The sequence below is a fragment of the Thermoanaerobacter brockii subsp. finnii Ako-1 genome, from assembly GCF_000175295.2.
GTDB lineage: Bacteria > Bacillota > Thermoanaerobacteria > Thermoanaerobacterales > Thermoanaerobacteraceae > Thermoanaerobacter > Thermoanaerobacter pseudethanolicus.
The window spans coordinates 782,533-802,185 of sequence record NC_014964.1 but is presented as its reverse complement, the minus strand read 5'-3'; the positions used below and the strand labels follow the sequence as shown (position 1 = coordinate 802,185).

The window sequence follows — 19,653 nt, the reverse complement described above, 5'->3', positions numbered from 1 at the left end:
ATAATATTATATAAAAATTTTGGCAAAAAAACTACTACTTTAGCAAATTAAATTTAAATTAAAAATGAAAAAATTTTACATAAAATTTTATGCAGTTTCTTCAAAGAAAAGAGAGTAATATTTTGAAATTTTTTCTTCCAATGTGTCCATACTTATAAAACGAGCCTCTCTTATTGCCTCTTTTCCATCCACATAAACTATTACAGTAGGAACAGTAAAAACAGAAAACTTACCAGAAGCCAGCGGAATCTCGTCAATAGGAATGTGAAAACTTTTTATTTTTGGATAGTTTACTAGCATTCCTTCAAGTTTAGGAAGCAATGAAGTACATATTCCGCAATCTTGTGTAGAAAAATAAAGAAATACCATATCATTTTCCTTTATAATTTGTTCTATATTTTCTATGTCGATAATTTTCTCCATAATTTCCCTCCTACCCAAAAGACTATAAACAATTAGATTTTAAAAATTAAAAAATATAAGCCCCTTCCAGGGCTTTTTCATAACCTTATTCACTAAAGTTTCATATTTTTATGGAGGCGACACCCGGATTCGAACCGGGGAATAAAGGTTTTGCAGACCTCTGCCTTACCACTTGGCTATGTCGCCATACTGGAGCGGACAACGAGACTCGAACTCGCGACCCTCACCTTGGCAAGGTGATGCTCTACCAACTGAGCTATGTCCGCACAAATGGTGCCTCGAAGTGGAATCGAACCACTGACACAGGGATTTTCAGTCCCTTGCTCTACCTACTGAGCTATCGAGGCATAACTGGCGACCCAAAAGGGACTTGAACCCTCGACCTCCAGCGTGACAGGCTGGCGCTCTAACCAACTGAGCTATTGGGCCGTGGTGGTCGCAATAGGACTTGAACCTATGACCCCCTGCTTGTAAGGCAGGTGCTCTCCCAGCTGAGCTATACGACCATTTTACTGCCGTGCAAGTAATAGTATACATAAAAAACTGCTATTAGTCAACACTATTTTGAGGATTTTTTCGCCTTTACGTCTAATTAAGAATAAAAAATATCAATTATTCTCTTAAATTTGCTTTATTCCTCTGCAATTCTCAGCAATTCTTTAAGCCTACTTTCCTCTATCAGATACTTTTTACCACAAAAATGGCATACAGCTTCAACTGATTGTCCTTCTGCAATAAGTTTTTTTATCTCCTCTTTTCCAAGAGCAATTATAGCAGTTTCAAATCTTTCTTGTGAACAATCACATTCATATTTTAAATCTACTCTTTCTAAAATATTAAGTCCCATCTCCCCTAATATATGGTTCAATATATCTTCTGGCAGATATCCTTTCCTTAACAATTCTGTCACTGAAGAAATATTCTTGAGTGCTTCCTCTACCTTTGCTACAACTTCTTCTTCAATATTAGGCAATAATTGTATAATAAAGCCTCCAGAAGCTAAAACATTTCCTTCTTTTCCAACTAACACTCCTACCCCAACAGCAGAAGGTACCTGTTCAGAGGTATAAAAATAATAGGCTATATCTTCTCCGATTTCCCCAGTTTGAAGCTCTACAGTTCCAACGTAGGGTTCTTTTAAACCTATATCCTTTATGACAGTCACATATCCATTTTTACCAACAGCTTTGCCTACATCTAATTTCCCTTTTTCAGACAGTGGTAAATCCACTGTAGGATTCCCTACATACCCTTTGACAATTCCCGGGTAATTTGACACTACAACGATATTCCCAATCGGTCCATCACCTTTTATAACTAAGGTAACCTTATCTTTTTCTCCCTTCATCATAACTCTCATCATCGCGACAGCTGTCAAAGCTCTTCCTAAAGCTGCACAAGTGGTAGGTGTGAGATTGTGAATTTCTTTAGCCTTCTGGGCAGTTTGTGTTGAAAAAGCTGCAATAGCTAATATTTTATTATTATAAGCTGTAGCTCGCACAATATAATCCCTCATCGTAAATACCTCCTATATCAAAAAACCCTAACATATTTAATGTTAGGGTTTGATTTCGCGTCAGTTTACCTTTCTTACCTTAGAAGCTTGTGGTCCTTTTGTAGCTTCAACTACCTCGAATTCAACTTTTTGTCCTTCCTCTAATGTCTTAAAGCCATCGCCTTCAATTGCTGAGTAATGGACAAATACGTCTGTGCCATCCTCCCTTTCAATAAAGCCATAGCCTTTCTCGGCATTAAACCATTTTACTTTACCTCTTACCATTTATATCTTCCTCCAAACTTGATAAATAATTTACTTCTCTATCATAGCACTTATATATCAAATTGTCAAATTTTTTTATTGAAATTTTATTATATCCCATATATTTCTAAGAGCATAACTTGCTTTTTCTCTTATAACTACATCAGCTTTATAATCATAGGGAGTCTCTGTCGCATTTATAATTATCAAATGTCTTACTGTATCTGGCAAAAAGTTCACTGGCGAAACTGCCAAGGAAGAACCTATGACTATTAATAAATCGCTGGACTTTACTTCTTTTACTGCCAAATCAAATGCATAAGGCATAGGGTCTCCAAAAAGCACCACATCTGGGCGCAATACGCCATTACAATCATCACAGCGAGGAGGAATTTGTTTTTTACTTACTTTTTCCTCTAAAACTTCAAAAGAAACTTTTTTACCACAACGTAAACAACTTCCTTCTCTCGTATTGCCGTGGACTTCAAATACATTTTTAGAACCAGCTTTTTGATGAAGATTGTCTATATTTTGTGTAATTACTCCAAAAATTATACCTTCTTTCTCCATTTCGCTTAATATGTAATGAGCTTCATTAGGCTCAGCATTTCTCATTGAAGACAAAATCTTGAAGCCAACTTTATAAAATTCCTCCGGGAAATTGTACAATACTCCCGTTGACAAAACCTCCATTGGATCTAAGTTCTCCCACAAACCCCTTCCGGGACTTCTAAAATCAGGTATACCACTTTCCGTTGATATACCTGCTCCTGTCAATACAATAGTTTTTCTTGACTGCTTAATGAGGCGAGCAGCTTTTTCAAACAAATTTTTATCCCCCATGGCAATTCACCTCAAATAGAGTATATCACAACTTTTCCTTTTTTCCTACCTCTTGTTGCAATTTCATCTTTTTCTTAACTATTGAACCTATCTTCCCTGTTTCTTGGGCAGACAACTTCGACCATCCAACTTTTTTTACCTTTTCAAGAAGTCCTAATTCTTCAGCCGCTTCAAGTTTCAAAATTTCATTGTCCATTTTAATCCTCCTCCCAATTTTCAATTATTCCTTCCCTATTTGTTTCAATAGTTATATTATCATTATAAAATTCCAATCATATTCACAGCTGGTTTACCAGTCAAATAAAAATTATTCACATAGCCAGATTTAATCAAAGAAATTTTATCTATTTTTTAACTTCTTGCTATATCATGAGCATTTGTCTCTGGATTTCTTAAATCAAAATAATTACCTTTTAATTTTACAAAATCCAGTGTAACCATTTCTTCTTTAATATCATTTCCTTTATAATTAGTAAAAATACCACCTTTAGCATCAATCCCTTGAACCTCTCCCTCTTATAGAAAAGGGAGATTCGTTAGGATACTTTTATCCTAACTGGGTTGTCCAAGAACCCTCTACCCCTATCTTTTTTAAGATTCGGAGATACTCTTCGTAATATGTTTACTGCTCCATTCACGTCGCCATTTACTACAATCCCACAATTCTGACATACATACAATCCTCTATATACAATCTTAATCTTGATAACAATACTCTTACACTATTCTATGTATTGTTAAAAATTTCCGCTTATATAATAAAAAAATCCGGATAACCCGGATTTTTAAACTGCTATTACTTCCTTAACTTCAGGAATTTCTTCTTTGATGGCCCTTTCAATGCCTTCTTTCAGCGTCAACGTAGCAAAAGGGCACCCTCCACAAGCACCTGTCAGCCTTACCTTTACAATTCCATCCTCTGTAACGTCAATAAGTTCCACATCTCCTCCGTCTGCTTGAAGAGATGGCCTTAGAAGCTCTAATACTTCTTCTACTCTTTCTCTCATAGCCTATCCTCCTTCCTGACACAATTATTATACCACAAAAAATCAATGGAAATCTATTTTTTGAGTTTTCGACTTATAATTTCTGCAACTTTTTCTAAAAATCTTTTATCTTCTTCATCAAAAGCAGCTAAATCATCGCTGTCAATATCTATTTCTCCTATTATGTCGCCATTAGCCCATATTGGCACTACAATTTCCGATTTCGTCTCAAGGCTGCAGGCAAGATAATTGTCTTCTTTAGTGACATCATCAACAATTATAGTATTTTTTTCTGCAACAGCTCTTCCACAAACTCCCTGTCCTACTTTAATTCTCACATGCTCTGTAGGTCTACCAATATAAGGTCCTATTACTAACTCTCCATCCTTCATGAAATAAAAACCTGTCCAATTGTAGTAAGGAACATTGTCTGCTAATATCTTAACAACTTCACCATAAAATTCATCCATATCATCAATTTCTCTTGCCATTTGGTCAATCCTAACTAATAAATCATCAAAAACTTTTCTTTTTTCCATCTTTTCAGCTCCTCTGTAAAAAATTTATCAAATATAATTTTACCATTAAAATGTTGTAAAATAAAGTAGTTCCCTTTTAGATTTATCAATAGTTAAAGATTAATTCAATTTGCCTTAAATAAGAAAACTGCCTCAACGGCAGTTTCAGCTTGTTGACAAAGTCAAAAATTTTAAAATAGGATATTTTGCATCGTCACTCCGATGTTCCAAAGCGACAAAACTAAAGCTCGACCTTCGGGTTCTGGCAGGGTACCGGGCACATTCGACATCCCTGTCTTAGTGCCCGCCTCCGCCATCCGTGGCTTCGGCCCTGCCTCCACCCTTGGTCTTGCTAAGTTTTGTTGCCGCTTTGTCACAAGTCGTTCCTTATGCAAAATATCCTATTCTCGAAAGTTTGTCTACAGTCTGAAACTGCCTCAAGGGCAGTGTTTAATTGTAAAATTGTTTATTGGGGTCATTTAAAACCCTTCTAATCATCCAATAGGCCAAAATTAAAATGAAAGGTGTTACTAACTGAGTTAAAGTAAAAAAACCTATTCCCCATTTTTCATTTAAATATACAGGCCATATCAAAGGATTATCCCTTACGGTTTCTTCAATTAATCCTCTCATCAACTGATAATAAAATATAAAAGACCAAAATTGATATCCATCAGGCATATGTTTTTTTTGTATATAAAAATACCTTATAAGAAGAATTATTCCCATTGCAACTCCTACCAGCTGTGCAGGCCATCTGCCAAAAGCAAATTCTGTAGGCCTTCCTAATACTTCTTGGTTAAATATATTGCCTATTCTGACTAATATATTACCAATTGAAAGTCCTAAAACAGCAAAATCCTCCAAAGGATTTATCCTCACACCTTTTTTACGACAATAATAAAGCCCTGCCAAAAAACCACCTAAAACTGCTCCATGCCAAGATAATCCGCCTTCATAAATTTTTAAAACCTGAACAGGATCTTTAATAAACCACTCAGGGTAATTTGCCAACACAAACATAAGTCGGGCACCTACAACTCCCGAAATTACTACAATCATCAAAAGATTAAGCAAAAAATCTTCATCGTAGTTCAATTTCATAGCTTGTCGGTACAAATAATATCCACCAATAGCAATGGAAATAGCCATAAAAATTCCATACCAATGAACGTCAATAGGTCCAATTTTAAAAGCATAAGGGCTAATTGTCGGAATGTACATTATACAACCTCCATACAATAGTTTTTAAACAGAAAACTCTGATAAGATTTTCATTATAATACCATTCTACAGCATTTCGATAATATGTCAAGAGGCGACTTTTATTTCCTTACAATGCTTTTATGTGGCCCTGAAATAAAAAGAATCTTCCAAACCATAAAAAGTTTTGGCACCAAATAGGCAATAAAACAAAAAACCCGGTACTAACTAAGTACCGGAAACTCGCTATTTTACTGGTGGGGTTAACAGGAATCGAACCTGTGACCTCTACGATGTGAGCGTAGCGCTCTGACCAGCTGAGCTATAACCCCACTTTCTATATTTTTATTATACACATCCTTCTAAAACATGTCAATCTCAAATTTTTTAATACAAAGAAGGAATTTAAACGTTTTAATAGAATTTATAATATAAAACCACTTAGTTGCATAATAACATATACTATATAGTAAAAATCGCCAAATAAGAATATCATTTTGTGTTATATCTTTGCCTTGGAAAGAATTAGGATTTATAGTAGAGGAAAACAAACTATATTTTAGTTTAAAATAAAATCCCTCAAAAGAGGGATTTTATTTTGCTAATTCATATATAGCGTGAGCATAAATTTTTGCATTTAATATCAAATCTTCAATTTCTATATATTCATCCGCTTGATGTGCTAACTCTGGCTTGCCTGGGAAAACAGGCCCAAAAGCCACTGTGTTAGGCATCTCTTTCGCGTAAGTTCCTCCACCTATTGCTAAAAGCTCTGCCTTCTGTCCTGTCTGTTCTTCATAAACCTTGCTCAAAGTTTTTATCAAAGGATGGGCTGGTGGGAAATACAAAGGTGGCTGATGGAGCATGTCTTCTATTCTCATTCCATTAGTTTTGATTTTATTCTCAAAAATATTCATCCAATCCTCATATTTATATTTTACAGGATACCTGATATTTAAACCTAATACTCCTTTGCTTTCATCTAATTGAATAGTACCAACGTTAAAAGTCAATTCTCCTGTTTCATCTTTTAAGTATATTCCAAAAGTTTTTCCGTTTGTTTCTATTCCAATATTTGTAGCGAAGAAATGTATAAAATCTTTGACATCGCTATCTTCTAAATCGATTCTGTCAAGGAAGAGAAATAGCTGCATTATAGCATTTTTCCCTAAGTGTGGAAGGCTGCCATGAGCCGAAACCCCTACTGATTTGATTACAAGCATTTCGTCTTTTTCTTCAGCCTTCAAATTGTAACCCGTCTCTTTTACGAAAGCTTCTAGCTTATCTTGAATTTCTTTCTTCTTATTTGCCTCTTTTACCTTTAATCCAGCTTCACAAAAGCCTGGCACTACATTAGGCCTTTCTCCACCTTTGATGTATTTTATAACTATATTGCTGGGCTTTTTATTAAAGTCTTTTACTACATTAAACATTGTTATTCCCTTTTCTGCATATATGATGGGATATTGAGCATCAGGAGTAAAGCCCATTGTAGGCGCTTCATCGTGTTTTAAATAATAAGGAATTTCATGAGAACCAGTCTCTTCATTTGTACCAAATAAAATCCTCACTCTTCTGGAAAGTTCTAATCCTGCATCTTTTATAGCTTTTAAGCCATATAAAGCAGCGATTATCGGTCCCTTATCATCTACAGTACCTCTTCCATATATCTTTCCATCATGGATTTCAGCACCATAAGGTGGATAAGTCCACCCATCACCTTCTGGAACCACATCTAAATGTCCCAAAACTCCTATCATTTCTTCTCCTTCGCCGTATTCTGCATACCCTACATAGCCATCCACATTTTTAGTTTTTAAGCCTAAACTTTGTGCAATCTCTAAAGCTTTGTCCAATGCCTTAGCAATACCTTCTCCATAAGGCATTCCTGGTTTCGGTTCATCTTGTACGCTTTTTATCCTGACCAACTCTTGAACTGATTTTATAATGTCATCTCTCATATTGTCTATGTAGGAATTTAAATCCATAAAAATCCCCCCAATACTTTGGTAATCACACCTTCTATTATATGCTTTCATTTAAATGTTTTCAATATGTTTTCACCTTTTTGTAATTTCTTCTTCAATCACTCCTCCAGAATATACTTTGAATTCATCTATTCAAATAGTAAGAACCACCATAGCAACAATCTTCCATGTATTTGATTTGGTACCAATATCGTACTAGTTTTTTTGCTTTAACTCTCTTTTTTATCTTGCTGTATTTAATTATACAATGAGCCAACTTTTGTCTTATTAGGTTTTTGAAAATTTTTTGTTGACCTAATATTTCCTATATGCTAATATAGGAATATAGGAGGTGAATCCCATGGCAGAAAACATCTATGAACTCCGCGCAGAATTTTTTAAGGCCCTTTCTCATCCGACAAGGCTGAAAATTTTAGACGTAATTTTAAATGAAAAGGAGATTTGCGTATGCGAAATTGTAAATAAAATAGGTGTAGATCAATCAACAATATCAAAACATTTAAATATATTAAAAAAAGCTGGCATTTTAGAAAGCAAAAAAGAAGGTCTTTCAGTATTTTACAAAGTAAGATTCCCTTGTATGAAAGATTATTTTATCTGTATTGACAAAACCATAAAGTGTGATCTTGTAACTAAGGTTTCCTTTATTGATTCTAGTAAGGAGAAAGTTGAATAATTTTGTTAATATTAAAATTTATTAAAAAGGAGGCTACAAATGAAGGAAGAAATTAAAAAATTTCTAGTCATTGCAGGTGTTTTCTTTTTTGTTTACTATATGCCTTTAGAGAGTATGCACTTTAAAGGGGCTGTCATAGAATCCCTTTACATGCTTCAAGATTATGCAAGGCATCATGTATTAACCTGCTTAATACCTGCTCTTTTCATAGCAGGTGCAATTTCAAACTTTATTTCCCAGCAGGCGGTTATGAAATATTTCGGCGGTGGGGCAAAAAAATGGCTTTCCTACGCGGTCGCCTCAGTATCCGGAACAATTCTTGCTGTTTGCTCGTGCACGATTTTGCCACTTTTCACGGGAATTTATAAAAGAGGAGCTGGTCTTGGTCCCGCAATAGCGTTTTTGTATTCGGGACCTGCAATAAACGTCCTTGCAATAATAATGACAGCAAGAATTTTGGGATACAAATTGGGAATAGCAAGGGCAGTTGGGGCAGTGTTATTTTCAATTGTTATTGGCTTAATCATGGAAATAATATTTAAAAAAGAAGATGTGGCAAGGTTGTCAAAAATCTATCAAGTTTCAACAAAAAATGAAGGAAGAAGCCTATTGCAGGATTTTTTGTTTTTTGCAAGCCTTGTATTTATATTAATTTTTGCAGCATGGGGTAAACCCGCACAGCCTGTAGGATTTTTCAGTACTGTATATAACGTAAAATGGTACTTGACAGTATTTTTCCTTGTGATCCTTACAATAATCCTTGTTAAATGGTTCAAAAAAGAAGAAATTACCTCATGGATTGAAGCTACTTGGAGTCTTGCCAAACAGATACTTCCCCTTCTTTTTGCAGGTGTTGCGATAGCAGGATTTTTAATGGGAAGGCCTGGGTATGATGCGGGAATACTCCCCTCAAGGTATGTTGAAGCTCTTGTCGGTGGAAACTCATTACTTTCAAACTTCATTGCTTCAATAATAGGTGCTTTTATGTATTTTTCTACTCTTACAGAAGTTCCCATAATTCAGGGCCTTTTGGGTTACGGTATGGGGCAAGGTCCTGCCCTCGCACTTTTGCTCTCAGGACCTGCTTTGAGTCTCCCCAGCATGCTTGTAATTAATAGCGTCCTCGGACCAAAAAAGACTGTTACCTATGTAAGTTTAGTAATTATAATGTCGACTTTTATTGGATTTGTTTTTGGAAATTTTTTTTAAAACTATTTTAGATTAAATGATTTTCTTTTAAAAATTTATGATAAAATTAAAATGTTTATATGAAAATAAAGCAAATAAATGAAATTAAAGGAGGAAAATACAATGGATATTAAAATTCTTGGAATGGGATGCGCAAAGTGCAAAGCTTTGGAGGAAAATACAAAAGCTGCATTACAAGAACTAGGAATTGAAGCAGAAGTCGAAAAAGTTCAGGATTTAAATAAAATTATAGAATACGTAATGATTACACCTGCTCTCGTGATTAATGAAGAAGTCAAAGTTGCAGGCAGAGTTGCAACAAAGGATGAAATTAAAAAATACATTGAAGAATATACAAAATAAGAGGTGCGATTTTTGCACCTCTTATTTTGTTGCAAACCTTTTTATATGCAATTTAAAGTCTCTTGCTTTTATAGCTACTGTGCAGGCTACGGTCCTTACTGATCCTGCTTCCTTACATGAGCACAACTCTAAGAGTCTTTTCTTATTCGAATGGCCCATCGTAACGGCCGAGCTTACCGCCCCTAACCATGTTGAGGGGCACAGAAAACATTATACCCATTTCGCTGTCTTCGGCGAAACTACCTATCTCTCTTTCTACGGCATCGGCTATGTTCTGGAGCTTTTGCTTGTCTTCTATAACCGAAAGGATGGTCTTATTCACGAAAAGTCCCTCTTCTTTCAATTTTTTAATGCTGGCGATCATTGGCCTGTCTTCTTCAAAACTTTTCATAATAACGCCCTGACCCATGGAGTCCAGCACCGTGGCCCCCTTGGCCCCGTTCCTTTTCATTACCGTCAGGAGCTTTTTTAAAAGTTCTGGCCGGTTAAGGATGATAACGATCAGGTACATTGCCTTCACTCCCCGTTTTCTGTATTTTCTGCCCTATGGAAAAACAGCTTTAAAAGCGGCGGGGCAATAAGAGTAGTTACAAGAACCATCAGCACCGAAACAGCGAAAATCCTCTGGGAAACAATACCCTTTTTCAAGCCCAGGTTGGCGATGATCAGGGCCACTTCTCCCCTGGGCACCATGCCCGCGCCTACTGTAAAGCCCTCACTCCAGTTGAATCCCACGAGCCTTGCCGTCAGCCCGCAGCCGATGATCTTGCCGAGCACAGCAATGGCTATTATGATAAGACTGAAGCCGATATCGCCTAGCACAGCCCTTACATCAGTCTTCAGTCCGATGCTGATGAAAAATATGGGCGTGAAGAAAAGGTAGGCTATTTCTTCTATGCCGCGGACAATTTTTTCTTTTGTACTGTAGTTTGAAAGAATCAAGCCCGCTATGTAAGCACCGGTGATGGCGGCAATGTCCGCCTTTTCGGCGAAGTAAGCCACGCTAAAGCATAGTACCAAGGCGAAGGTTATGATCCTGGTTCCCGGTCTCATTAATTCCATTATGCGTTCACCGTATCTCCGAAGCACGACTGTAATAACTACCACTGCGACCGCAAATACTCCTATTTTCTCCATCAGCGGCAGGATCCTGGTTCCACCGGAGATATAGCCGGTCACAAAGGTGAGGACGATTATACCTATCACGTCGTCGATTACCGCAGCAGCCATAATGGCAATACCCTCTTTTGAATTCAGCTTTCCCATTTCCCTCAGTGCCTGCACTGTTATACTGACAGAGGTGGCTGTCAACATGGTCCCCAGGAACAGGGCCTCGGGCAGGGTAACACCCGCAGCCAGTCCGCCCCAAGCACCTGCAGCGAAGGGCACTATAACCCCTCCGGCGGCGATGGCCGTAGACGAAAATCCTGACGCTATAAGTTCCGACGTGTCGGTCTCGAGGCCTGCCAGGAACATTAGCAGGACCACACCTATTTCGGCCATGAACTCCAGCACATAATCGGAGTGGACCAAGCCGAAGACCGAAGGTCCTATGAGAAGGCCGGCGATGATCTGGCCCAGTACATTCATCTGGTTGAACCTTGCCGCCAGATAACCGCCGATCCTGGATATTCCCAGTATTATGGCAAGTTCCAGTAAGGTCACGAGTGAACCCTCCTTAAAAATCGGTTTACCGGAATCGAATCCTTTTCCAACAACAGCGCTCTTTCATAGTCTTCACTGGTATTAATGCAAAAAATTTGAGGCGGGTTCTGACCAGAACAAAAAGGTCCCTGATCCGAACGGGACCACTCTTTTCAATAATAACCTCGATGGAAGGACCTCGATGGCATCAATGCAGTTTTTGTTGTAAACGGCGTGAAGAGGCTCCAGCAGTCCCGGTATCGGGAGCACACCACATTGAAGCTCTCGAAGCCGTTGAGCAATTCTTTTATGAGCTCTGCGTTCAGAAAGAGCAGGTCGCAGGCCACAAAAAACCCGGCACAGTTCTCCATTTTCCTAAGGCCGGTATATATCCCCCAGCGGTCCAGTTACTGTAGGATAATTTTTAGCTACAACTCCTGAAATAAAAAAAGAAGCCATACAAAAAATAGAAAAATTTTTGGGCACCAAAACGGCACCAAAATAAAAATTCCGACATTAAATAGATGCGGAAAGCCTTCATATTATTGGTGGGGTTAACAGGGATCGAACCTGTGACCTCTACGATGTCAACGTAGCGCTCTGACCAGCTGAGCTATAACCCCACTTCTTGCTTTTTTATTATACAATTTTAATAAAAGGTTGTCAATATTTACGCTTTCTATATATAAGCTTTGAGCACCTTGCAATTGCCCTCTATTGTATAACTTGGAATAGAAGCAGGTATTAATACAGTTTCTCCTGCCTTTAATTCAACAGTACCTTCATAATAGTCAATTTTACAATTTCCTTCTACAGCTGTTAAAGTGTTAAATTTTCCTTCTGTATCTATTTTTACTTCTTCATATATTTCAATTATACTTACCTGAAAATATGGAGATTTAACAACATGAGATATGCGTCCGCCTTGTATTCCTTTAAATTCAGGTATTATTTTATCTGTTTTTAAATTAAAATTTATAACATCTAATGCTTTTTCTATATGTAACTCTCTCTTCCTCCCGAATTCATCTACTCTATTGTAATCATATACTCTATAGGTGAGGTCTGAATTTTGTTGAATTTCACAAATAAGTATGCCTTCACCTATAGCATGCACCATCCCTGAAGGTATGTAAACCACATCTCCTGGCTTTACTTCTATTTCTTTTAAACATTCTTCTAATCTTTCTTCCTCCAATAGCCTTTTAAATTCTTCTTTTGTAGTTCCTTCCTTTAAACCACATACAAGTTTAGCCCCTGGTTTTGCATCTATTATATACCACATCTCTGTTTTTCCAGAATCGCCATTTTCGTATTTAAAAGCATATTCATCATCTGGATGAACTTGGACAGAAAGTTTGTCTTGCGCATCAATTATTTTGATAAGCAAAGGAAATCTTTGATAATTTACCCCCTTGCCATATATATCCTCAGAAAATTTGTAAGTTATATCACTTAATTTTTGCCCGTCAAATTCTCCACCTTCAATTACACTGACAGCTGTTCTATTGTCAGATATTGTCCACAATTCTCCAATTTTTTTACCCTCGTGAATATCAAATCCAAATTTATCTCTTAATGCAGTACCTCCCCATATTCTCTCCATAAAAATAGGCTTAAATTTTAAAGGTTTCATCAACTATCAGCTCCTTTTTCGATTATTTTAAAAGAGGATAAACAAGGTTATCCTCTTTTAAAAAATTATTATTCAGCTATTTCTAGTGCAATTTTTACCATGTTCATAAAAGTCTTTTGCCTTTCTTCAGCTGTCGTTGCTTCTCCGGTAACCAAGCTATCGCTCACTGTCAATATTGTAAGAGCATCTACATTGTACTTAGCAGCCAAAGTATATAGTCCTGCCGTTTCCATTTCTACTGCCAAAACACCAAACTTCGCCCATAGTTTCCAACTGTCTGGGTCATCGTTATAAAAAGTATCGGTTGTAAGAATATTCCCTACTTTAGGTTGTATCCCTAACTCCATTGCTTTATCATAGGCTTTTTTTAATAATTTAAAACTTGCTGTAGGAGCATAATCCATACCATTAAATCTAATTTTATTTATTGCAGAGTCTGTCGAAGAACTCATGGCAATTACTATATCTCTAAGCTTGATATCTGGTTGTAAAGAGCCACAAGTACCTATCCTTATAAGATTTTTCACGTTGTAACTGTTTATAAGCTCATTTACATAAATAGACAAGGAAGGTACTCCCATCCCTGTTCCTTGAACTGACACTCTTTTCCCTTTATAATATCCTGTAAAACCATACATTCCTCTAACTTCATTGTAACATTTTGCATCTTCAAGAAAATTTTCTGCTATATATTTAGCTCTTAAAGGATCTCCTGGCAACAACACCGTTTGAGCGATTTCGTTTTCTTTAGCCCCAATATGTATGCTCATTTAAATCTCTCCTTCTATAATAGTTTTGCCCATATATAATATTAGCAAAAAACAACTTTTAAATCAAACAAAAATTTATGGATCAAACATTTTTTTAATTTTGTATAAAAAAAAATAAAAAATACCACAAAATTATGGTATTTTTAAACACATGTGAGCAAGTCTGTAAGCCGAGTTCTGTCGAGGATGGCCATCTATCTAGGGGGTCAGTTGCCTGACACCTCCAGCGGCATAACCCGAGGGAAACGGCGGGCCACCTACTCCCTCCTATTCGCCTTGCTCCGGGTGGGGTTTGCAGAGCAGACCAGTCGCCTGGTCCCTGGTGAGCTCTTACCTCACCTTTCCACCCTTACCCAGCACTCAGCAAGTTGAGTGCCAGGCGGTATATTTCTGTTGCACTTTCCTTGGAGTCGCCTCCACCGGGTATTACCCGGCACCCTGCCCTGTGGAGCTCGGACTTTCCTCGTGCGAAAATCGCACGCGGCCATCCGACTTACTCACATACGTTATTTCTTATATATCTTTCTAATATCAGGCGAGTATATATTATCATATATATCCGTTTTTGTCAACATAATTATAGATACATAAAAGGATCTTTTTGACTTTCACTAACTAATACTTCTATTTCGTTCCCCTGTTTCTGAGTTTCATCAATTATATATTCTGCAATAAACCTAACTGCAATATTCTCTGTAGCAAAATGTCCCGCATCAATTAAAGATAATCCGAGGTGCTGGGCTTCTACAGCATCGTGATAGCCAATATCTGCCGTTATCAACACATCTGCTCCTCTAGAAACAGCTTTGTGAATAAGACTTGCACCGCTTCCACCACACACAGCCACTTTTTTTATCTTTTTATTAGGGTCTCCTACCACTCTTAAATTATTGATTTTAAGTTTTGCTTTTACTTGTAGTGCCAATTCTTTTAAAGTTGTTTCTGAAATAGTTCCAATTCTTCCAAGCCCATATTCTTCTTTAAGATTTTCCAAAGGATATACATCATAGGCAACCTCTTCATAGGGATGAACATTTAGCATTGCATTTATTACTTTTTCTAAATATTTCTGAGGCACTACTGTTTCTATTTTTACTTCTTCCACTTTTTCTATCTTCCCTATTTCACCAATAAATGGATTCGTCCCCTCTAAAGGCTTATAAGTTCCAATGCCTTGGGTCTGAAAAGTAGAATTACTATAATTTCCAATAAAACCAGCTCCTGCATTGCACATAGCATTTTTTACAATCTCTTCATACCCTTGTGGCACATAAACTGCAATTTTTTTATATCCTTCGGAATAAGTGACATCCAAAACTTCCCTATCATATATTCCTAAGACGTTACACAAAATATCATTCATCCCATTTGGAGCTATATCAAAAGAGGTATGGGCTGCATAAAGCGAGATATCATTTTTAATAAGTTGTATTAACAATGAGCCCACTGGATTATCAGCTTTGACATTTTTTATTGGCTTAAAAATTAACGGATGATGAGTTACAATCATATCTACTTTTTTGTCAATTGCTTCTTTAACTACTTCAAAAGTGGCATCCAAAGCTACTAAAATTTTTGAGACATCTTTAGAACCATCTCCTACCAATAATCCTACGTTATCCCATTCTTCAGCGAATTTACGCGGCGCAAGCTTATCCATTATGGAAGCTATTACTTGGCATTTTAAGCCCATTTATCAACACCTCGAATTTCTTTACTTTTTCATCTAATTGCTTACGCTTTTCATTGGTCTTGGGAAGTTTATTTATGATTTTCTTCATTTTGTCGATTTTATACTGCAAGAATTCTTCTAATAGTGGATGCTTTTTTTGTATGAGTTTTTCCCCTACTTCATAATATATGTCATTTTTGACTTTTTGTCTACCATGTTCTGCTACTATTATTTCATAATATTTTTGATTTTCTTTAACTAATTCCTCATCACAAATTTTATATCCATTTTCTATTAAGTATTTCCTCAAATATGCAGAATCTTTCATAGGTTGAAGTATAAATTTCTTAATAGTTTTTGCAATATCTTTTCCTTCTTCTAATATTTTTGTAATTAAAATTCCTCCCATACCTGCAATAACAACTACGTCTACTTCCCCTGGCGATAAAACATTAAGACCATTCCCTAACCTTGTGTCTATCAAAGATTGCAAATTTCGCTTTTGAACTTCTTTTACAGCTTTATTTAATGAACCTTTATTTAAATCTGAAGCAACAACGTAGGTAGCTATTTTACTTTTGATAAGGTAAACAGGAATAAAACCATGGTCAGTACCTATATCTGCAACTTTTGACCCATGAGGAATATATTCAGCAATTTTCCCTAATCGCTCTGTAAGTTTCATGTAATCCTCCTAAAAGTATAAAAAAATAAAAAAGCATTTAAAGCTAAATGCTTTTTTTCTCTAAATGGTGGGCCTTCAGGGATTTGAACCCCGGACCAATCGGTTATGAGCCGACCGCTCTGCCAGCTGAGCTAAAGGCCCAAAAAGTGGCTCCTCAGGTAGGATTCGAACCTACAACCTACCGGTTAACAGCCGGTTGCTCTACCCTTGAGCTACTGAGGAATACAATAATAATTATACAGATTTTTGCCCTATTGTCAAGAAGCTTATTCAATCAAGGAAATCTTTTAATTTTTTGCTCCTGCTGGGATGCCTCAATTTTCTCAAAGCCTTTGCTTCAATTTGCCTTATGCGTTCTCTTGTAACATTAAACTCTTTTCCTACTTCCTCTAAAGTTCTTGCTCGACCGTCATCTAGGCCAAACCTAAGTCTTAGTACTTTCTCTTCCCTTGGCGTTAGGGTATCAAGAACATCCATCAACTGTTCTTTTAGCATTGTAAAAGCAGCAGCTTCTGCTGGAGCTGGTGCATCTTCATCGGGTATAAAATCGCCTAAGTGGCTGTCTTCCTCTTCCCCAATAGGAGTTTCTAAAGATACAGGTTCTTGTGCTATTTTCATTATCTCTCTTACTTTTTCTTCTGGCATCCCCATCTCTTTTGCCAACTCTTCAGGAGTGGGCTCACGACCTAATTCCTGCAGCAATTGCCTTTGGACTCTTATCAATTTATTGATAGTTTCTACCATGTGTACAGGGATTCTTATGGTTCTTGCTTGATCTGCAATAGCTCTTGTAATAGCCTGTCTTATCCACCATGTAGCGTAAGTACTAAATTTATAGCCTTTTCTATAGTCAAATTTTTCAACTGCTTTGAGTAACCCCAAATTTCCTTCTTGTATCAAATCTAAGAAAAGCATTCCTCTTCCTACGTATCTTTTGGCTATGCTTACAACCAATCTCAAATTAGCTTCTATAAGTCTTTTTTTAGCTTCTTCGTCTCCTTGTTCGATTCTTTTTGCCAATTCAATCTCTTCTTCAGGAGTGAGAAGGGGAATCTTGCCTATCTCCTTCAAATACATTCTAACAGGGTCATCTATACTGATTCCTTCAGGAAGAGAAAGGTCTAAATCTAAATCTTCTTCAGTTATTTCTTCCTGACGAGGTTCTTCCCCAACAATTTCAATTCCCATGTCTTCAAAAGCATCATATACTTTCTCAATTTGGTCAGGATTTAAATCAATATCTTCTAAAGAATCCATTATCTCATTGTAGGTGAGCATCCCAGTTTTTTTTCCTTTATTGATAAGTTCTGTAATGGCTTCTTTAGACAATTCTTCGTTGTTCATAGGTTTCCCCTCCCTATGGGTTTCTTTCTTTTTAGCCATTTTTTATCTTTAGCATCTCCTTTTCACAATTTTGTAATTCTATTAAAAGTTGCCTTTCTTTCTCTATATCCCCCAACATATGAGCTTCATTGATAGCTCTTTTAATCTTTTCTCTTTTAACTGCCAAACTGTTAATGAGAATCTTGTTTATAATATCATCAACAGCTTGTTCAGTAACATTTTCACTCTCATAAAAAGCTTTAATAATATCATTAAAATCAGATATGAGATTTTCCTCTTGTAATAAATAAACAATATCATTTATTTGAGTTTTTTTTCCATCCTCCAACCTTGACATTATTTCTCCAAAAATTGGCTTTAATTTAACATTCTCCAGCATATCGGCGGTAATTGTTTCTTTCACCCTTTTGTAAAGATTATTATCATACAGCAGCAATGCAATTAAGTACTTTTCTGGTGATATTTTACTACTACTGTATATATTATGCCTTATATTGCCAGCCATATACATATTTTTTTGATTTTTTTCAATTTCCCTATTGACAAAACGCGCAACCTCTGTTCTCACTGCATTCTCAGGTATTTGAGCAACTTTAGCAGCTGAAGAAATATAGACTTCCCTTTTCACTTCATCAGAAAGTTTTGCAATATCTTTTGCAATTTTTTTAACATATATTATTCTATCTTGAGGATTATCAAGGTCGAGATTTTTTCTAAATACCTTTGCTTTAAACTCAATTAAACTATCGGCATTTTCTATTAATTGATTAAATGCGTTTACTCCTTCTTTTTTTATAAACTCATCAGGGTCTTTCCCATAAGGAATAGTCAGTACTTTTATATTTAAATTCAATTCATCAAGAATGTCAAGTCCTCTTAATGCGGCACTAATACCAGCTTCATCCGCATCATAAGCAATTACAACATTTCCTTTATACCTTTTTATGAGTCTTGCTTGGTCCTCTGTCAAAGCGGTTCCTAAAGATGCTACAGCACAATCTATTCCGGCTTGATGTAAGGAAATAGCGTCCATGTATCCTTCTACAATTATAAATTTGTCTTGTTGAGTTTTTTTAGCAAAATTTATTGCAAATAGCGTTTTGCCTTTTTTAAAGACCTCTGTCTCCGGAGTGTTTAAGTATTTAGGCAAACTATCATCAATAGAACGGCCTCCAAAACCTATAACATTACCCTTTACATCTATAATAGGAAACATTACTCTATTTCTAAACCTGTCGTAATAGCGGTTATTTTTTTGAGACAAAAGTCCAGCCTTTACCAGAAAACTTTCTGTATAGCCTTTTTCTTTTAAAAAGTTTAAAAGTCCATTTCCATGAGGTGATGAATAGCCTATTCCAAACTTCTTTATCGTTGCTTCTGTCAAACCTCTTTTTCTTATATAGGTTAAAGCCTGTCTACCTTCTTCAGAAAAAAGCTTATTGTAAAAATACATAGTTGCTAATTTATTTACTTTATATATTTCGTCAATAAGTTTCTTTCTTTGGTACTCCCTTTCTGTAAGCACAGTTTCTTCAAGAGTTATTCCTACTCTATCTGCTAAAAATTCAATTGCTTCTTTAAAAGTCAAATTTTCAATATCCATTATAAAAGTAACAACATTTCCACTGGCATTACAGCCAAAACAGTGATAAACCTGTTTTTCTTGACTTACCATAAAAGATGGGGTTTTTTCTCTATGAAAAGGACATAGACCTTTAAATTCTTTTCCCGCTTTTTTTAGTTCTACATACTCTGATATAACATCTATTATGTCATTTGCTTCTATGACCTTTTCAATCATTTCTTTTGAGTAAGCCATCAATATCACCTAATTATTCTATTCGACAAAAATTGTTAAATTCCTCTTTACCAAATTAATTTATTAGTGACGACCAATATATATTCGACAAAAGATTCAAAAATCCTTCTTTGGTTTTATTAAATTTTTATTAAAA

20 protein-coding genes, 9 tRNA genes and 1 other RNA gene are annotated in these 19,653 nt (G+C 36.2%); 3 read left to right on the top strand and 27 right to left on the bottom strand.

What is annotated here, in order from left to right; translation table 11 throughout:
- Nucleotides 1-87 precede the first annotated feature (87 nt).
- The 15 genes from THEBR_RS03900 to pepV all read right to left on the bottom strand — a co-directional run bounded on the left by THEBR_RS03900 (nucleotide 88) and on the right by pepV (nucleotide 7,720).
- Nucleotides 88-423, bottom strand: a complete 336-nt coding sequence (locus THEBR_RS03900; RefSeq protein WP_003867230.1) for a thioredoxin family protein — start codon at nucleotides 421-423, stop codon at nucleotides 88-90.
- Nucleotides 424-534: 111 nt separating this feature from the next.
- Nucleotides 535-609: transfer RNA gene (locus THEBR_RS03895), tRNA-Cys, on the bottom strand.
- Between the two features lie 4 nt (nucleotides 610-613).
- Nucleotides 614-689, bottom strand: a tRNA-Gly gene (locus tag THEBR_RS03890).
- Between the two features lie 5 nt (nucleotides 690-694).
- A tRNA-Phe gene (locus THEBR_RS03885) sits at nucleotides 695-770 on the bottom strand.
- A gap of 5 nt (nucleotides 771-775) precedes the next feature.
- Nucleotides 776-852: transfer RNA gene (locus THEBR_RS03880), tRNA-Asp, on the bottom strand.
- A gap of 1 nt (nucleotide 853) precedes the next feature.
- Nucleotides 854-929: transfer RNA gene (locus tag THEBR_RS03875), tRNA-Val, on the bottom strand.
- Between the two features lie 125 nt (nucleotides 930-1,054).
- Entirely contained in the window at nucleotides 1,055-1,939 is an 885-nt protein-coding gene (gene hslO, locus THEBR_RS03870) for an Hsp33 family molecular chaperone HslO (protein ID WP_009052585.1), read from the bottom strand.
- 60 nt (nucleotides 1,940-1,999) lie between these two features.
- On the bottom strand, nucleotides 2,000-2,203 hold the full coding sequence (locus tag THEBR_RS03865) for a cold-shock protein (protein WP_009052586.1): 204 nt from the start codon (nucleotides 2,201-2,203) through the stop codon (nucleotides 2,000-2,002).
- Nucleotides 2,204-2,278: 75 nt separating this feature from the next.
- On the bottom strand, nucleotides 2,279-3,025 hold the full coding sequence (locus tag THEBR_RS03860; protein WP_009052587.1) for an NAD-dependent protein deacylase: 747 nt from the start codon (nucleotides 3,023-3,025) through the stop codon (nucleotides 2,279-2,281).
- A 25-nt stretch (nucleotides 3,026-3,050) separates the two neighbouring features.
- Nucleotides 3,051-3,221, bottom strand: a complete 171-nt coding sequence (locus THEBR_RS03855; RefSeq protein ID WP_003867226.1) for an alpha/beta-type small acid-soluble spore protein — start codon at nucleotides 3,219-3,221, stop codon at nucleotides 3,051-3,053.
- 589 nt (nucleotides 3,222-3,810) lie between these two features.
- Nucleotides 3,811-4,032 carry a NifU family protein gene (locus THEBR_RS03850; protein WP_003867225.1) on the bottom strand — a complete coding sequence of 74 codons (222 nt, stop codon included), beginning with the start codon at nucleotides 4,030-4,032 and terminating at the stop codon, nucleotides 3,811-3,813.
- Nucleotides 4,033-4,085: 53 nt separating this feature from the next.
- Nucleotides 4,086-4,550, bottom strand: a complete 465-nt coding sequence (locus THEBR_RS03845) for a GAF domain-containing protein (RefSeq protein ID WP_012269161.1) — start codon at nucleotides 4,548-4,550, stop codon at nucleotides 4,086-4,088.
- 429 nt (nucleotides 4,551-4,979) lie between these two features.
- The gene (locus tag THEBR_RS03835) at nucleotides 4,980-5,753 is read right to left on the bottom strand and encodes a prolipoprotein diacylglyceryl transferase (protein WP_003867223.1); all 774 of its coding nucleotides are present in this window, start codon (nucleotides 5,751-5,753) and stop codon (nucleotides 4,980-4,982) included.
- Between the two features lie 234 nt (nucleotides 5,754-5,987).
- A tRNA-Val gene (locus THEBR_RS03830) sits at nucleotides 5,988-6,064 on the bottom strand.
- 261 nt (nucleotides 6,065-6,325) lie between these two features.
- Nucleotides 6,326-7,720, bottom strand: a complete 1,395-nt coding sequence (pepV, locus tag THEBR_RS03825; protein WP_003867222.1) for a dipeptidase PepV — start codon at nucleotides 7,718-7,720, stop codon at nucleotides 6,326-6,328.
- 340 nt (nucleotides 7,721-8,060) lie between these two features.
- Between pepV and THEBR_RS03820 the strand changes: the two genes are divergently transcribed.
- From THEBR_RS03820 to THEBR_RS03810, 3 genes are all read left to right on the top strand, one after another.
- A complete protein-coding gene (locus THEBR_RS03820; RefSeq protein WP_003867221.1) occupies nucleotides 8,061-8,396 on the top strand; it encodes an ArsR/SmtB family transcription factor in 336 nt (111 codons plus the stop codon).
- Between the two features lie 39 nt (nucleotides 8,397-8,435).
- Nucleotides 8,436-9,605, top strand: coding sequence for a permease (locus THEBR_RS03815; RefSeq protein ID WP_012269159.1), 1,170 nt, complete (start codon nucleotides 8,436-8,438; stop codon nucleotides 9,603-9,605).
- Nucleotides 9,606-9,707: 102 nt separating this feature from the next.
- Nucleotides 9,708-9,947 (top strand): thioredoxin family protein, encoded by a 240-nt coding sequence (locus tag THEBR_RS03810; protein ID WP_003867219.1) that lies wholly within the window; start codon nucleotides 9,708-9,710, stop codon nucleotides 9,945-9,947.
- 142 nt (nucleotides 9,948-10,089) lie between these two features.
- Here THEBR_RS03810 and THEBR_RS03805 read toward each other — a convergent pair whose 3' ends face one another.
- The 12 genes from THEBR_RS03805 to dnaG form a co-directional block, all read right to left on the bottom strand.
- Nucleotides 10,090-10,458, bottom strand: a complete 369-nt coding sequence (locus tag THEBR_RS03805) for a P-II family nitrogen regulator (RefSeq protein WP_003867217.1) — start codon at nucleotides 10,456-10,458, stop codon at nucleotides 10,090-10,092.
- A gap of 5 nt (nucleotides 10,459-10,463) precedes the next feature.
- Nucleotides 10,464-11,612, bottom strand: a complete 1,149-nt coding sequence (locus THEBR_RS03800; RefSeq protein ID WP_003867216.1) for a cation:proton antiporter — start codon at nucleotides 11,610-11,612, stop codon at nucleotides 10,464-10,466.
- A gap of 525 nt (nucleotides 11,613-12,137) precedes the next feature.
- Nucleotides 12,138-12,214 (bottom strand) — tRNA-Val (locus tag THEBR_RS03795).
- Between the two features lie 56 nt (nucleotides 12,215-12,270).
- Nucleotides 12,271-13,227 carry a type I phosphomannose isomerase catalytic subunit gene (locus tag THEBR_RS03790; protein ID WP_012269158.1) on the bottom strand — a complete coding sequence of 319 codons (957 nt, stop codon included), beginning with the start codon at nucleotides 13,225-13,227 and terminating at the stop codon, nucleotides 12,271-12,273.
- Nucleotides 13,228-13,295: 68 nt separating this feature from the next.
- Nucleotides 13,296-13,997, bottom strand: a complete 702-nt coding sequence (gene deoD / locus THEBR_RS03785) for a purine-nucleoside phosphorylase (protein WP_003867214.1) — start codon at nucleotides 13,995-13,997, stop codon at nucleotides 13,296-13,298.
- 150 nt (nucleotides 13,998-14,147) lie between these two features.
- Nucleotides 14,148-14,497: RNase P RNA component class A (gene rnpB / locus THEBR_RS11665), an RNA gene on the bottom strand.
- A 77-nt stretch (nucleotides 14,498-14,574) separates the two neighbouring features.
- Nucleotides 14,575-15,690 (bottom strand): Nif3-like dinuclear metal center hexameric protein, encoded by a 1,116-nt coding sequence (locus THEBR_RS03780; protein WP_009053025.1) that lies wholly within the window; start codon nucleotides 15,688-15,690, stop codon nucleotides 14,575-14,577.
- Nucleotides 15,650-16,354 (bottom strand): tRNA (adenine(22)-N(1))-methyltransferase, encoded by a 705-nt coding sequence (locus THEBR_RS03775; protein ID WP_012269157.1) that lies wholly within the window; start codon nucleotides 16,352-16,354, stop codon nucleotides 15,650-15,652. The genes THEBR_RS03780 and THEBR_RS03775 overlap by 41 nt, the downstream gene beginning before the upstream one ends.
- A gap of 65 nt (nucleotides 16,355-16,419) precedes the next feature.
- Nucleotides 16,420-16,495 (bottom strand) — tRNA-Ile (locus THEBR_RS03770).
- A gap of 6 nt (nucleotides 16,496-16,501) precedes the next feature.
- Nucleotides 16,502-16,576 (bottom strand) — tRNA-Asn (locus tag THEBR_RS03765).
- A gap of 48 nt (nucleotides 16,577-16,624) precedes the next feature.
- A complete protein-coding gene (gene rpoD / locus THEBR_RS03760; protein WP_003867211.1) occupies nucleotides 16,625-17,698 on the bottom strand; it encodes an RNA polymerase sigma factor RpoD in 1,074 nt (357 codons plus the stop codon).
- A gap of 31 nt (nucleotides 17,699-17,729) precedes the next feature.
- Nucleotides 17,730-19,517 (bottom strand): DNA primase, encoded by a 1,788-nt coding sequence (gene dnaG / locus THEBR_RS03755; protein ID WP_012269156.1) that lies wholly within the window; start codon nucleotides 19,515-19,517, stop codon nucleotides 17,730-17,732.
- Nucleotides 19,518-19,653: the final 136 nt, after the last annotated feature.